This is a genomic window from Marinomonas aquiplantarum (assembly GCF_003314975.1).
Taxonomy (GTDB): Bacteria; Pseudomonadota; Gammaproteobacteria; order Pseudomonadales; family Marinomonadaceae; genus Marinomonas; species Marinomonas aquiplantarum.
Genome location: NZ_QNRF01000003.1, coordinates 222,064 through 235,384, shown reverse-complemented (window position 1 = coordinate 235,384; position 13,321 = coordinate 222,064). Strand labels below are relative to the sequence as shown.

The 13,321-nt window shown below is 44.8% G+C and carries 16 protein-coding genes; 12 read left to right on the top strand and 4 right to left on the bottom strand.

Annotated elements, in window-relative coordinates:
• Positions 1 to 3: 3 nt before the first annotated feature.
• Positions 4 to 585, bottom strand: coding sequence for an electron transport complex subunit RsxA (gene rsxA / locus DFP76_RS06880; protein WP_063333039.1), 582 nt, complete (start codon positions 583 to 585; stop codon positions 4 to 6).
• 243 nt (positions 586 to 828) lie between these two features.
• Positions 829 to 2,880 carry a methionine--tRNA ligase gene (metG, locus tag DFP76_RS06875; RefSeq protein WP_113874147.1) on the bottom strand — a complete coding sequence of 684 codons (2,052 nt, stop codon included), beginning with the start codon at positions 2,878 to 2,880 and terminating at the stop codon, positions 829 to 831.
• A gap of 312 nt (positions 2,881 to 3,192) precedes the next feature.
• Between metG and apbC the strand changes: the two genes are divergently transcribed.
• From apbC to DFP76_RS06860, 3 genes are read left to right on the top strand one after another with little or no spacing between them, the layout of a single operon-like run.
• Positions 3,193 to 4,275: an iron-sulfur cluster carrier protein ApbC gene (gene apbC / locus DFP76_RS06870; RefSeq protein ID WP_113873916.1), complete on the top strand. Its 1,083-nt coding sequence runs from the start codon at positions 3,193 to 3,195 to the stop codon at positions 4,273 to 4,275.
• Between the two features lie 9 nt (positions 4,276 to 4,284).
• Positions 4,285 to 4,875 (top strand): dCTP deaminase, encoded by a 591-nt coding sequence (dcd, locus tag DFP76_RS06865; RefSeq protein WP_113873915.1) that lies wholly within the window; start codon positions 4,285 to 4,287, stop codon positions 4,873 to 4,875.
• 26 nt (positions 4,876 to 4,901) lie between these two features.
• Positions 4,902 to 5,930, top strand: coding sequence for a CobW family GTP-binding protein (locus DFP76_RS06860; protein ID WP_113873914.1), 1,029 nt, complete (start codon positions 4,902 to 4,904; stop codon positions 5,928 to 5,930).
• 66 nt (positions 5,931 to 5,996) lie between these two features.
• Here the strand turns inward: DFP76_RS06860 and DFP76_RS06855 are convergent, their stop codons facing one another.
• Complete coding sequence (locus DFP76_RS06855; protein WP_113873913.1) at positions 5,997 to 6,599, bottom strand: nitroreductase family protein; 603 nt, start codon at positions 6,597 to 6,599, stop codon at positions 5,997 to 5,999.
• 147 nt (positions 6,600 to 6,746) lie between these two features.
• Between DFP76_RS06855 and DFP76_RS06850 the strand changes: the two genes are divergently transcribed.
• From DFP76_RS06850 to DFP76_RS06835, 4 genes are all read left to right on the top strand, one after another.
• Positions 6,747 to 7,664, top strand: coding sequence for a LysR family transcriptional regulator (locus tag DFP76_RS06850; protein ID WP_113873912.1), 918 nt, complete (start codon positions 6,747 to 6,749; stop codon positions 7,662 to 7,664).
• Between the two features lie 287 nt (positions 7,665 to 7,951).
• A complete protein-coding gene (locus DFP76_RS06845; RefSeq protein WP_113873911.1) occupies positions 7,952 to 8,152 on the top strand; it encodes a hypothetical protein in 201 nt (66 codons plus the stop codon).
• Between the two features lie 14 nt (positions 8,153 to 8,166).
• The gene (locus DFP76_RS06840) at positions 8,167 to 8,370 is read left to right on the top strand and encodes a hypothetical protein (RefSeq protein WP_113873910.1); all 204 of its coding nucleotides are present in this window, start codon (positions 8,167 to 8,169) and stop codon (positions 8,368 to 8,370) included.
• Positions 8,371 to 8,447: 77 nt separating this feature from the next.
• Positions 8,448 to 8,915, top strand: a complete 468-nt coding sequence (locus tag DFP76_RS06835) for an ASCH domain-containing protein (RefSeq protein ID WP_113873909.1) — start codon at positions 8,448 to 8,450, stop codon at positions 8,913 to 8,915.
• On the opposite strand, the gene DFP76_RS06830 is transcribed toward DFP76_RS06835, so the two are convergent.
• Positions 8,893 to 9,885: an AraC family transcriptional regulator gene (locus DFP76_RS06830; RefSeq protein ID WP_113873908.1), complete on the bottom strand. Its 993-nt coding sequence runs from the start codon at positions 9,883 to 9,885 to the stop codon at positions 8,893 to 8,895. The genes DFP76_RS06835 and DFP76_RS06830 overlap by 23 nt on opposite strands.
• A 143-nt stretch (positions 9,886 to 10,028) precedes the next feature.
• On the opposite strand from DFP76_RS06830, the gene DFP76_RS06825 reads away from it, so the two are divergent.
• The 5 genes from DFP76_RS06825 (at position 10,029) to DFP76_RS06805 (ending at position 13,271) form a co-directional block, all read left to right on the top strand.
• A complete protein-coding gene (locus DFP76_RS06825; protein WP_113873907.1) occupies positions 10,029 to 10,865 on the top strand; it encodes an NmrA family NAD(P)-binding protein in 837 nt (278 codons plus the stop codon).
• 1 nt (position 10,866) lies between these two features.
• Positions 10,867 to 11,316, top strand: coding sequence for an anthrone oxygenase family protein (locus DFP76_RS06820; protein ID WP_113873906.1), 450 nt, complete (start codon positions 10,867 to 10,869; stop codon positions 11,314 to 11,316).
• A 118-nt stretch (positions 11,317 to 11,434) separates the two neighbouring features.
• Entirely contained in the window at positions 11,435 to 11,809 is a 375-nt protein-coding gene (locus tag DFP76_RS06815) for a DUF1499 domain-containing protein (RefSeq protein ID WP_113873905.1), read from the top strand.
• Entirely contained in the window at positions 11,806 to 12,090 is a 285-nt protein-coding gene (locus DFP76_RS06810) for a DUF1294 domain-containing protein (RefSeq protein ID WP_245931889.1), read from the top strand. The genes DFP76_RS06815 and DFP76_RS06810 overlap by 4 nt, the downstream gene beginning before the upstream one ends.
• Before the next feature lie 182 nt (positions 12,091 to 12,272).
• Positions 12,273 to 13,271, top strand: a complete 999-nt coding sequence (locus DFP76_RS06805) for a branched-chain amino acid aminotransferase (RefSeq protein ID WP_113873904.1) — start codon at positions 12,273 to 12,275, stop codon at positions 13,269 to 13,271.
• Positions 13,272 to 13,321: the final 50 nt, after the last annotated feature.

Here is a 13,321-nt window from a genome sequence, read left to right as displayed (position 1 = left end):
CTCCTAAATCTGTACTAGGGCGGTAAAGCCCATGAAAGCCAAAGCCATTAAACCTGCCGTAATCATGCCGATTGCTGAGCCTTTAAACACCACAGGCACGTCAGCCACATTAATGCGTTCACGCATGGCGGCAAACAATACCAAGACAAAGGAGAAACCAACGGCGGCACCGAAGCCATATAAAATGGATTCAACAAAGTCGTTTTGTTTGCTGATATTTTGCAGCGCGACACCCAACACAGCACAGTTGGTTGTAATCAAGGGTAGGAAGATCCCCAATACGCGATATAACAAAGGACTAGTTTTGTGTACCACCATTTCAGTAAATTGCACCACAACGGCAATCACCAAGATGAAGGAGATGGTTTGCAGATATTCCAAGCCAAATGGCTGCAATATGTAGGTAAAAGTAAGATAACTGCACAGACTGGAAAGTGTCAGTACAAAGGTGGTGGCCATGGCCATACCAATAGATGTCTCCAGTTTGCCAGACACACCCATGAAAGGGCAGAGTCCTAAAAACTGTACCAAGACAAAATTGTTCACCAAAATGGTGCTGACTAGTATCAACAGATATTCAGTCATCTCACGTCCAAAAAAAGGGTAAATTCATTGAAACTAATAGTGCTTGCCCGAGCACTTCCTGCGAGCGTAACTATACCAATCTGCTTATAACTAACAAAGGTAAAAATGCCAGATATATAGTCTGATTTAGTATATAGATAATAAGTTTCGATTATATAAGTTGGATTTATGTATCTATTACAATGCTATTGTTTAACCTATTAAGAATGTTTCTCATCTAGGTTAAACAATAGCGGATCGCTGTTACATGACGCGTTGGCCAGGTTTTGCGCCAGCGTGTGGTTCTAGTAAGTAGATCTCTTCACCACCAGGGCCTGCCGCTAATACCATGCCTTCAGATAAACCAAACTTCATCTTACGTGGCGCTAAGTTTGCGACCATGACCGTATATTTGCCTTCTAAATCTTCTGGCTTATAAGCTGACTTAATACCAGAGAAAACAGTGCGTGTTTCACCACCTATATCAAGCGTTAGTTTCAAAAGCTTGTTGGCTTTTTCTACATGCTCTGCTTTCGCAATTAAAGCAATGCGCAAATCCACTTTCGCGAAATCGTCAAAGTTGATTTCCTCAGCAATCGGCTCTTTACTCAGCTCGGTTTCTTCCTTGCTGGTGTTTGACGCTTCTTTCGCTGCGGCCTCTGCTGCAGCTTCTACTTTGCCTTCTTCGATCATGTCATCGATTTGCTTCTGTTCAATGCGACCCATTAATGGTCTGAACTTATTGATCGTGTTGCCGAACAATAATTCAGAGCGATTGTTCCAAGTCAGCTCTTTATTTAAGAAGGCTTCGGCGTCAGCCACCATGTTTGGCATAACTGGTTTTAAATACGTCGCCAAAATGCTGAATAGGTTGAGTGCTACGGTACAGACTTCTTGAACCTTAGGCAGCGTGGCTTCGTCTTTTGCCAATACCCAAGGGGCTTGATCGGCAATGTAAGTATTCGCCACATCCGCTAGACGCATGATTTCACGAACGGCTTTACCGTATTCGCGGCTTTCAAAATGCTCGGCAATCACATCGCCTGCATCAATGAAAGATTGAATCATGTCGTTTTCGCTGACCTCAGTAGCCAACTGACCATCAAACTTCTTAGTAATAAAGCTGGCGGTACGGCTGGCGATATTAACCACTTTACCTACTACGTCAGAATTCACTCGTTGGATGAAATCTTCTAAATTTAAATCTATGTCATCGACACTGGCGTTAAGCTTAGCGGCAAAGTAGTAGCGCAAGTATTGCGGATCCAAATGATTCAAGTAAGTACGTGCTTTAATAAAAGTACCACGTGACTTAGACATCTTAGTGCCGTTTACCGTGACATAGCCGTGGGCATTGACGCCAGTTGGCGTGCGGTATCCTGCACAATCCAACATGGCTGGCCAGAACAGGGCATGGAAGTTGATGATGTCTTTACCGATGAAGTGGTAAAGCTCAGCGTCTGAATCTTTCGCCCAGTATTCCTCAAAGTTCAAACCCTCAGTACGCTCACACAGATTTTGGAAACTCGCCATGTAGCCAATCGGGGCATCTAGCCAAACGTAGAAGTATTTGCCTGGTGCATCTGGGATTTCAAACCCAAAATAAGGTGCATCACGACTGATGTCCCATTCTTGCAGACCAGAGTCCAACCATTCTGCTAATTTATTCGCCACTTGGTCTTGCAAGGTGCCACTGCGGGTCCATTTTGCCAAGAAATCTTGGAAGTCTGGCAGTTTGAAAAAGTAATGCTCAGACTCTTTTTCAATGGGGGTCGCACCGGAATACACCGAACGTGGGTTGATCATTTCCATTGGCGTGTATGTGGCAGAACAGACCTCACAGTTGTCACCGTATTGATCTTCTGCTTTACATTTAGGGCAAGTTCCCTTGATGAAGCGATCAGCAAGAAACATTTCTTTTTCTGGATCGTAGGCTTGCACGATGGAGCGTACTGAGATTTTGCCGTTATCACGCAGAGCTTTATAAATGCTGGTAGAAATCTCACGGTTTTCGTCTGAGTGAGTTGAGTGGTAGTTATCGTAACCAATCAAGAAATCATTGAAGTCTTTCATGTGCTCTTGGCGCACGCCTTCGATCAGCTCTTCTGAAGTGATGCCGTTTTGTTCCGCTTTGAGCATGATGGCAGTGCCATGAGCGTCATCAGCACAAACCGCAGTACACACGTGCCCACGCATTTTCTGAAAACGCACCCAGATGTCGGTTTGGATGTGTTCCAGCATGTGTCCTAAATGGATAGAACCATTTGCGTAAGGAAGGGCGCTGGTGACGAGTATTTTACGTTGCGTTTGTGCCATTTTTGATAAGCCTACTGGATTAAAAAAGGTCGAAAATTCCATCCGTATTCTTGTTATTGATGCTAATTGAGCGCATGTCAAAAATAGGGATAATCTATTAGAAGGCGACATTATAAGTCGCCACTTATTCAGTGCAAGTCTCAGCCTTGCTTTTCCGCGATATAAGTCGCCACTTCTTATTTTGTGCAATAAGTCTCTACTTCTTATTAAGTGCAGGTTGAGTGCAAGTCTCAGCCTTGCTTTTCCGCAATTTGCCCCCACATTGGCATCATCTTACTCATTTATTTGCGCCGCTTGTTAATAGGAGCCTACATGTCCACCTTAGACGAATTGCATGCTAAACAGCAGACCATTCTGGCTGAATTGATCGACCCCAATACCCAACAAGCCTATGGCGATGTCTGGCAATTGACCGGTGATGACACTCGTTTGCATCTGCGCTTGACTTTACCTTACCCAGCGCAACAACAGCAGGCCGAATTGGAGCAAGTCGTTCAAACTGCCTTGCATGATAGTCGGGAATTGACTTTAGAGGTTGAGCACGAAATCAGTCAATACACCACACAGGGTAATTTACCTGGCCTGAATGGCGTGAAAAATGTGATCGCCGTGGCGTCGGGCAAAGGTGGGGTTGGCAAGTCTACAACTACGGTGAATTTGGCCTTGGCGATGGCGCGTGAAGGCGCGCGGGTTGGTATTCTGGATGCAGACATTTACGGTCCAAGCCAAGGTATGATGCTGGGCTTTGCTGATGGTACTCGACCACAAGTGCGTGATGAAAAGTTCTTTATTCCGCCGAGCGCGCATGGTGTGCAAGTGATGTCGATGGCTTTTTTGACGACCAAAGATACGCCTGTGGCATGGCGTGGTCCCATGGTAACGGGGGCTTTGATGCAAATCCTGACGCAAACTGATTGGGATGATTTGGATTACTTATTTGTTGATATGCCGCCGGGCACAGGGGATATTCAGCTCACTTTATCGCAAAAAGTGCCAGTAGCAGGCTCAGTGATCGTCACCACACCACAAGACATTGCTTTATTGGATGCTCGTCGTGGCATTGAAATGTTTAACAAGGTGAAGATTCCAGTCTTAGGCGTGGTGGAAAACATGTCGACGCACATTTGTTCTAACTGTGGTCATCATGAAGCCATCTTTGGGGATGAGGGCGGTGCCAGCTTAGCAAAAGAATACGGTGTGAATGTGCTTGGCAAGCTGCCATTGAGTTTATCGATCCGTGAACAGAGTGATTTAGGTAAGCCGATTGTGGTAAATTCCCCCGATAGTGACGTGACGGGCATTTATCAGTCGATTGCTCGTCAGTTGGGTGCTACCCTTGCCCGCCAACAAGAACAGCAATTTGTGATGCCAACCATTGGCATGAGCGACGATTGAGGAAGTAACATGCGTTTGTGTGACCGAGATATAATTAAAGCCCTAGACCAAGGCGACATAGTGATTGAACCACGCCCAGACAACAGCGTGATCAGCGGTGTGTCGGTGGATTTGCGTTTGGGCAACTCGTTTCGAGTGTTTCAAGGTCACCCTGCGCCTTACCTTGACCTGAGCAGTTCCAAAGATGACCTGAGTAAAGTTATCGAATCTGTCATGAGCGACGAAATTTTAGTGGAGGATGGCAAACCTTTCTTCATTCACCCAGGGGAACTGGTGTTGGGTGTGACCAAAGAGTCGGTGACGATTCCAGATGACTTGGTGGGGTGGTTAGACGGTCGCTCTTCTCTGGCGCGTTTAGGGCTCATGGTGCACGTAACGGCTCATCGTATTGACCCAGGTTGGAGTGGGGGTATTGTTTTGGAATTCCTTAACGGCGGTAAACTGCCGATTGCTTTAAGCCCAGGCATGACGATAGGGGCGATTAACTTTGAAACCTTGTCTGGCCCTGCTGAGCGTCCATACAACAAGCGTGACAATGCCAAGTACAAGGATCAAACCTCCGCGATTGGCAGTCGCATTAGTGGCGATAAATCGCAATAAAAAGTCGTTACGCTTAAGCCGACACTATGACTTATCAAAATATCCCAGTGAACATCATTACCGGATTTTTAGGGTCCGGTAAAACCACACTCATTCGCCAACTGCTTAGTAAGGCGCCAGCGGGTGAACACTGGGCGATATTGGTTAATGAGTTTGGTGAAGTGGGCATAGATGGCGCGTTACTGGCAGACAGTGGTGCCAGCATCAAAGAAGTACCAGGTGGTTGTTTGTGTTGCGTGACCTCGGCGGCGTTTAGTACCGGTTTGAACGCACTGATCAAGCAGGTGAATCCTGATCGCATACTCATTGAACCCACTGGCATTGGCCACCCAGCGCAAATCATGGCGCAATTGCAAGCCGAGCATTACCGTGACGTGCTGGATGTCAAAGCCTCAGTTTGTCTATTGGATGTGCGTAACCTGCAAGACCCAAGATACTTAGGTCATCCGGCGTTCTTTGATCAGATTGACCAAGCCGACGTGCTTATTGCCTCTAAAGCCGATCAATACTCAGACGTCGAGCAAGACCAATTTCTTGCTTTCGTTGCACAGCTTAACGATCCGAAAAAGTACGCTTTTTCTTATCATGGTGATATCGCTTTATCCTGGCTGGATTATTCAAAGAGCAATGCTTCGTCCGTACTGCCTCATCACCATGCGCACCATGATCACTCAAACCATCATCACTCCCATGATCATGAAAACAGTCATCATCATGAGTCTGATACGCTCAGATTCCAGCATGAAAAGATCACTTGTTATGAAAAGCGCGATCAAACCCTTTGTAGCATTGGTTGGGTGATTGCAGGTGAAATGCATTTTCAGCAAGACACGGTTGAAAACCTCGCCCATCAACTCAAGCAGCACAAAGGCTTTTGGCGACTCAAAGGTCGGCTCAACCTGAATGATGACAGCGCGATTGAGTGCAACATCACCCAAAATGAGCTGGCATTCGCCATGCAAGACAGTGTTTCTCAATCCAAAATTGAGTGTCTAGTCGACAATGAAAGCCAGCTCGTTGAAGTCAAAAGTCTGATCGAAACCGCTTTGTTTTAATGGCCGCTTAAATACCGTAAATGAACACCATTTGGGCGCGGCTAATTAGAGCGCAAAGGGGAGCGATTAAAAGCAGTTTTCAATCACCAGTTCCTTTACAGGAAGCTGTCCACCTCGCGGTTGTGCGGGTTTGGTGCCTTTGCCGATGGCCAACATCATGACGATGACATGGTCTTTGGGAAGCTGAATCAGTTCGGCGACCTTATCAAATTCGATGCCGATCATTGGGCTGGTGTTGTAGCCCATTTCTTCCGCAGCCAGCATTAGGTTCTGCCCAGCCATGGCACCGGATCGAATGGCTTCGTCTCTTTGTAGCCATGCATTGTCTTGATAGAAGTTTTCCAGCATGGACACCAGCATGTCTTGAACCTCATTTGGGGCGTTCTTCCAGTATCTTCTCGGGTTGTCGGACCAAGCTTGGGTGTTGGCGACTATGATAACGAGTTCAGATGCGGAACTGATTTGTTCTTGGTTCCACGCGGCATTTTGGATTTTGTGACGCTGATTTTCGTCCACCACACGTACAAAGCGCCAATGCTGAATGTTGAAAGAGGTAGGGGCCAGGATCGCCGCTTTGATGAGTTTATCAAACTCTTGCTCAGACATTTTGTGGTCGGGATCAAAGTGTTTAATTGAACGTCTTTTCTCGATTAGATTGAATACACTCATGGTTTGCTCCTATGTGTTTTAAGTGAATAAGGACATGGTGCCGAGTTTCTACCAATGCATAAACTGCCTAGATTAGGTTTCTATTTTTGCGTTATGCGCAATAATGGGGAATACTGCTTTTTCATTGATAAATAAGGAATGCATCTTGTGTTTGAGGCGATGGAACAATTTGTCAGAGTGGTGGAATTAGGCTCTTTTAGTGCGGCGGCGGAGTCGTTAGGGAAAAAGCCGAGCTCCATCACTAGAAAGGTCAATCAGCTTGAGCATGAAGTGAAAACCAAGTTGCTGATTCGCTCAACTCGTCGGCTGGATCTCACACCAGATGGGGAGCAGTTTTATAATCAATGCAAACAAATCTTGCAGTCAGTTCATACCGCCAAGCACAGTTTTGTTAAAGAAGATGCTAAGGTTGATGGCAGTTTAGGCATCGCCACATTTGACTCCATAGGCAGAGCCATTCTAGTGCCTCTTATCGCCCAATTTAGACAGAAACACCCAGACACTAAGATTGCGATCAGTTTGGACAATAATCTCTCTGATCTTCATAAAGGCCCATTTGATTTGGCCATTCGATATGGGCGTCCAGATGACTCAAGTTTGCTCTTTCGGCCATTAAGACTGATGCCCAATGTACTGGTTGCCTCACCGTCTTATCTGCAACAGTCTGCCCCCATTGAATCACCAGAGGATCTAAAATCTCACGCTTGTTTGGCTTTTTATCGATCTCGTCAGCATACTTGGTGGCATTTTAAAAAGGGAACTGAGCATAGAAAAATCCGCATTGACCCAATGCTCTCGTCAGAAGGCGGAACACCTTTGTTGATGTGGGCCAAAGCGCACCAGGGTATTACTTTGGTGAGTAAACTTTTTATTGAAGAGGATCTAAAAGACGGTCGTTTGGTTGAGGTATTGCCAAATTGGCAGGCTTCACTGACTGAACAAGATAACGCTATGTTGTATTTGGTTTGGAAACCGTCATCGGCACAAAAGCCCATTGTTAGGGCCATGATTAACGACATTGTAGAGGCGTTAAGTGACAGGCCGAAAGAGTTTGTTCAGGCCTGATTATAGCTCATAGGAAAAGTATAATGACGCTCTAATAAGAAAGGTGGTATATGGTTATCAAGAATAAAAGCATTTAGTTGATTTATATTTTTGTTTGATCATTAATTAGAGTTGGAATTTTAATTGGCTGTTTAGTAATATGAAGTGGCTAGATAATATGCTCTTAAGCTCGAGGGAACTTTGCTTCTTTCGTTATAATTATGGATGTTTAGCTTTAAGGATAAGAGCTCCTTTCTAATATATCTAAATTGCGCTTAAGGATTGTTTTACTTTAAAAGGAAGTATCAATGATGCTAAAAAAATTATGTTTATTAATTACTGTCGCAGCAAGTGTCAGTGCCTGTTCATCTTTTTACAATGATAGTGCTGTCGCACCAGATGGTGGTCGTTTCGTGTCCGGTCAATATGATGGCAGTAAAGCTATTTTTCACTGTCCATCAACACCAGATGCTGGTGATTGTGAACGTATAAATGTTGATTTTAAGTAAAAGGATTTTGAAAAATGAAATTTAAATTATTAGCTTTGCTGATTGCGGTTGGTCTGACTGGTTGTGCTTCAACCTTTACAAGTATTGAACCTGCTGCTGAAGATAATATGTACTTTGTAACTGAAAATCATAACCGCCCGTTTGGTGTTTCTGGAGAGCTTCATTTATGTGAGGCAATTGATTCCAGTAATATGGTTTGTGAAACGATTGACGATTAATTGTCGAATTAGACGGCTTTATTTATAAAGCCGTCTATATTTAGTTTTATCATTTTGTCTCTTATTATTTCCTTGTAATGCAATCGAATAGTCGATCCTACCTAACACGTTATTTGAATTCTTTGCCCAAGGTGCAAGCTGAGCAGTACTCTTCGTTTAGTGCGGATCACTTTTGTGCCGATGAGGTGAATGCCAATCTTTGTGCTGAGCTGGTTTTACGAGGTGAAAAGCGTGCGTCTTGCAGTATGGCCCATTGGTATCATCATGAGAATGAAGCCTATCCCCAAGTTGGGCATTTGCAAGTGGTCACCAACTGGCAGGGTGAGCCTGTTTGTATTATTGAGACGACCCAAGTTAGCGAATGCCGTTTTAATGACGTGACGGCCGAGTTTGCGGCGGCAGAGGGTGAAGGTGATAAGTCATTGCGCTGGTGGCGTGAAGCTCACTGGGATTTCTTTTCAAAGGAGTGTGAAGAATTAGGGATTTCTCCTAAAGAAAATATGTTGCTGGTGTTGGAGCACTTTAAACGCGTTTATCCCCTATGAGCTTTTTGGGCCGAAGGGGTGGCTCACCTAAGATACGCTTGTAGGCTCTGGAAAAGGCGGCTTCAGACTGATAGCCCAATTCTTCGGCCAGATCTGCTAATGTGACAGAAGTGTGTTGTATCTTATTTCTCGCTAAATTCATTCGCCATTCGGTGAGATAGTGCTTTACCGACGTACCGATAACTTGAGTAAATTGTGCTGAAAATCCTGAGCGTGACATGCCAGATAGTTTAGCCAGTCTGTCTACCGTCCAAGCGTGTTGTGGCTGAGTATGAATGGCGGATAGGGCTTTACTCAATTTTGGGTGTTGCAGTCCACTAAGCCATCCGCTTGTCCCACTGTTATTCTGAGTGATCCAGCTACGAATGGCTTGAATTACTATAATGTCTGCCAAATGCGTCATGATGGTTTCGCCGCCTGGGGCGAGGGTAGTGGCTTCTTGTTCCAGTGTTTGTATCATGTTTTGCAGCGATAAAGGCAGATTGTCTTTTGACGGCGTAAGATGTATGACTTCGGGTAGTTGTTCTACCAGCTTTTGCCCAGCAAGATGATCAAAGCTTAACACCCCGCAGATGAGTCGAGTGAGGTGGCTTTGACTTTCTCTTTCATTTGCCTTTCTCTTTCCACCATAGCGCAAGAACTCATATCGTTCTGAGAGCTTGGTAACAGGAATATCAAAGAAAGGTTCGCATGCCTGTTCCTTTTCATGGCTAATGGTATGCCCCAATCCTTTTGGCACCAGCGCTAATTCCCCAGGTTGTAAAAAATGGCTTTGACCGTTCTCAAAGCTTAACCAGCAGCTGCCTTGCGTCACGATGTGGAACATCATTTTTCCCATCAATGGTGGCATCGCGATTCCCCAAGGGGCTGTTAATTCTGAATTGGCGTAGATCAAGCCATTTAATCTAAGCGAGTAGAGTGTTTCGCCAAGAGTGTCTGAGTGGCTTGGGATGTCACGTGGAGGGAGCATGCAAAAGTCCATTAAAATGATTTTTTAGACAAACTGCAAAAAAGTATGGATGTTAAAGCATTAAATATCAAGGTGGCGCCTTTTACACTTTGTTTCAGGTTAGCAGCAGCTTGCTAACTCCCAATTAAAAGTGAGGGTTTAAAATGAAACGTGAAGTGATTGCTGTGATAGGTGCACAGGGTAAAACGGGTGCAAGAGTCATTAATAAATTGAGTGCGTTGGGATTGAGTACTCGAGGTTTGTCACGCCATAGTGATGTTGTTTTTGATTGGACAGAGCTAGGTACTTGGGCGTCGGCTTTGTCCGGAGTAAAAGCCGTCTATGTGACTTATTATCCTGATCTGGCAGTGCCACAAGCACAAGAGGATATGGTGGCGTTTGTTGAGGTGGCAAAGCAAGTTGGGATAGAGCATGTTGTTTTGTTATCTGGTCGGGGAGAAGAGGGAGCACTTCGAGCGGAGCAGGTGGTAATGCAGAGTGGGCTACAATGGAATGTGGTTCGTGCCAGTTGGTTTATGCAGAATTTCAGTGAAAGTTTTATGGCACAGGGCATTGCAGCTGGAGACTTGGTCTTGCCAAAGCCTAACGCTAAAGAACCTTTTATTGATGTAGAAGACATTGCCGATGTGGTGGCTGCGGCGTTAACTCAGCCTCATTTACAAAATCGATTGCTGGAAGTGACTGGGCCTGAATTGCTAAGTTTTGATCATTGTGTTGAGAAAATCAGCAACATCTTAGGGCGGAAAATACACTTCACTCCTGTGCCAGTAGAGGCCTATTTGTCAGGTGCTAAACAGCAAGGTTTACCGGATGAAATGGCTTGGCTAATCAATGAGCTGTTTGTCAATGTGTTGGATGGTCGTAATGCGTCTACAACAGATACGGTAATGCAAGTATTGGATCGACCTGCACGTAATTTTGATCAATATCTTGCTGACCTAGCAAGTTTGTCCATGTGGCGTGAGCAACAGGAGCGCTGAGATGACAGGATTGTTGATTGTCTTGCTGGGCACCATGACGGGCACCTATTTCGCTTTTTCTGTGTTCGTGATGAGGGCATTAAATCGTTTGTCGGCAAGTGACGCGATTAAGGCCATGAACCGCATAAATCAAGTAATTTTACGCAGTGGCTTTATGCCCGTTTTCTTTGCCACCAGTCTTTGGTTGTTGGGGGCTTTTATATGGCATGTATTTCACTGGCAAGAGAATACTTCATGGCTTTGGGTAACGTCAGCCGTGATGTATTTATTTGGTATGTTTGCGGTCACCTTGTTTGGAAATGTGCCATTGAATGAGCGACTAAAGCTTAGCCCAGAAGACAAGCAACAAAGTGATGCCATTTGGCATGAATACTCAACGAGGTGGACACGACTGAATCACTTAAGAACCGTTAGTAGTGGTCTCGCCTGTTATATTTTGACGGGCGTATAAAGTATAAGTTGTTACAAGGAGCTGCAGCCTTTGAAGGATGGTATAATTTGTCGAAAGCTTGCGTGAATAAGCAAACTATGACGATACATTAATTGGCATCAGTGGTAGAGGAAATAGCATGGCAAAACTGGGTGTGAATCAAGGTCAACTAACGGCCTGTTCGAATAAGCCGAACTGTGTCAGTAGTCAAGCACAAGACAGAGAGCATTATATTGATCCATTGTTATTTCATGGCAATCTAGAAAATGCTTATCAGGCAATTATAGCCATTCTGCAGCAGACTAAACGTGTGAATATCGTGATCAAGGAAGCAAACTATTTACATGCTGAGTTTAAGTCTGCCTTGTTTCGCTTTGTTGATGATGTGGAATTCTACTTTGTTGAAGAGTCACCGAGTTTGACGACTATTCACATTCGATCAGCTTCTCGAGTGGGCTACTCTGATTTGGGCGTAAACCGTAAACGCATGGAGTCAATTCGAGCCCAATTATGATGTTCAGCTTAATTTGTGCTTGGTATGCTTTTTTCAGCCTTTTAGCTGTTTTGGCTTACGGTTTTGATAAACACGCGGCGATACGAGGTCATTGGCGAGTTCAGGAATCCACCTTGCACTTACTGTCTTTGTTGGGCGGTTGGATTGGAGCGCTGGTGGCGCAAAAGTTATTCCATCATAAGCGGAGTAAAAAGCGTTTTATGTTGGTGTTTTGGGCAAGCGTGTTTGTCAATTTATTGGGGTTGGTCTTGGTCTTAAGCCAATGGTCGGCTTTTATGTAACCAATATGGCAAAAAATATTGAGTATTTCATTTTATTTCCTTCCTAACCTCATATTTGCTTCCTTCAAACTCGGTTCCGTTTTAATATTTGTGGACGGAATCAGTCATGCTAAAAAAGGCTCGTTCTGTGGCTTGTTTAGCTCAAGTAATTCATTTTTTTTCAACTAAATTAGGAAACAGTAATGGCGGCTTTTGGTAGCGTTTTTATGCCTAAGATGGCATTAGCGACATTCGAAAATAATCAGTGGAGTGAAGCAAGCATAGTAGCGGCGGACAGCATTCAATTGCATCCAGGTGCGCACGTCTTACATTACTCTAGTACCTGCTTTGAAGGTTTGAAGGCATTTCGCCATGAAGACGGCAGTGTGCATGTATTTCGAATGGACCAAAACGTCAAACGTTTGGTGCAAAGTAGCCGTTTGTTATCTTTGCCGGAATTGGATGAGGCGGCGGTGTCGAAAATGATTTTGGATGTGGTAGCAGAATACGCTGAGGATGTTCCCACACCTCCTGGTTCTATGTACATTCGTCCAACTCATATTGGTACGGAAGCGGCCATTGGTAAAGCGGCTGTACCAACGGCGACCTCTATGTTGTATGTTTTGTTATCGCCTGTTGGCGATTATTTTACCGGTGGCGCAAAAGCGCTACGCTTGCTGCTTGAAGAAACGGGTATGCGTTGTGCACCCCACATGGGGATGGTAAAAAGCGGTGCTAACTATGCCAGTGCACTCGGGCCGATTTTCCAAGCACAAGAATCGGTACAAGCGGATCAAATCTTGTTTTGTCCAAATGGGGATGTTCAGGAAACGGGAGCCGCTAACTTTTTGTTGATTGACGGTAATGAAATCATCACCAAAGGTTTGGACACGAGTTTCCTACATGGTGTGACACGTTCTTCTATTTTGACGCTAGCGAAAGACTTGGGTATGACAATATCTGAGCGTGATATTACGGTTGATGAGCTATTGGAACGTGCTGCTAAGCCAGAAGTGGAAGCGGTATTGTCTGGTACCGCTGCGGTGCTGACATCTGTAGGTACTTTTATTCATAATGGCAAAGACTTCAAAGTGGGCAGTGGCGAACCTGGCCCAATTGCACAGAAGCTTCGTCAAGCATTGAATGATATTCAATGGGGTAAAGCAGAAGACAAGCACAACTGGTTAACGAAAGTCGTTTAATCGGGGTTGATGCACAAAAAAAGCGCTTGTTGGTGTTCCATGTGGAGACC

Excerpts from the sequence above, each read along its gene's own strand:
- rsxA (WP_063333039.1), bottom strand. The coding sequence starts at position 585 with ATGACTGAATATCTGTTGATACTAGTCAGCACCATTTTGGTGAACAAT.
- metG (WP_113874147.1), bottom strand. The coding sequence starts at position 2,880 with ATGGCACAAACGCAACGTAAAATACTCGTCACCAGCGCCCTTCCTTAC.
- apbC (WP_113873916.1), top strand. The coding sequence starts at position 3,193 with ATGTCCACCTTAGACGAATTGCATGCTAAACAGCAGACCATTCTGGCT.
- dcd (WP_113873915.1), top strand. The coding sequence starts at position 4,285 with ATGCGTTTGTGTGACCGAGATATAATTAAAGCCCTAGACCAAGGCGAC.
- DFP76_RS06860 (WP_113873914.1), top strand. The coding sequence starts at position 4,902 with ATGACTTATCAAAATATCCCAGTGAACATCATTACCGGATTTTTAGGG.
- DFP76_RS06855 (WP_113873913.1), bottom strand. The coding sequence starts at position 6,599 with ATGAGTGTATTCAATCTAATCGAGAAAAGACGTTCAATTAAACACTTT.
- DFP76_RS06845 (WP_113873911.1), top strand. The coding sequence starts at position 7,952 with ATGATGCTAAAAAAATTATGTTTATTAATTACTGTCGCAGCAAGTGTC.
- DFP76_RS06840 (WP_113873910.1), top strand. The coding sequence starts at position 8,167 with ATGAAATTTAAATTATTAGCTTTGCTGATTGCGGTTGGTCTGACTGGT.
- DFP76_RS06835 (WP_113873909.1), top strand. The coding sequence starts at position 8,448 with ATGCAATCGAATAGTCGATCCTACCTAACACGTTATTTGAATTCTTTG.
- DFP76_RS06830 (WP_113873908.1), bottom strand. The coding sequence starts at position 9,885 with ATGCTCCCTCCACGTGACATCCCAAGCCACTCAGACACTCTTGGCGAA.
- DFP76_RS06825 (WP_113873907.1), top strand. The coding sequence starts at position 10,029 with ATGAAACGTGAAGTGATTGCTGTGATAGGTGCACAGGGTAAAACGGGT.
- DFP76_RS06820 (WP_113873906.1), top strand. The coding sequence starts at position 10,867 with ATGACAGGATTGTTGATTGTCTTGCTGGGCACCATGACGGGCACCTAT.
- DFP76_RS06815 (WP_113873905.1), top strand. The coding sequence starts at position 11,435 with ATGGCAAAACTGGGTGTGAATCAAGGTCAACTAACGGCCTGTTCGAAT.
- DFP76_RS06810 (WP_245931889.1), top strand. The coding sequence starts at position 11,806 with ATGATGTTCAGCTTAATTTGTGCTTGGTATGCTTTTTTCAGCCTTTTA.
- DFP76_RS06805 (WP_113873904.1), top strand. The coding sequence starts at position 12,273 with ATGGCGGCTTTTGGTAGCGTTTTTATGCCTAAGATGGCATTAGCGACA.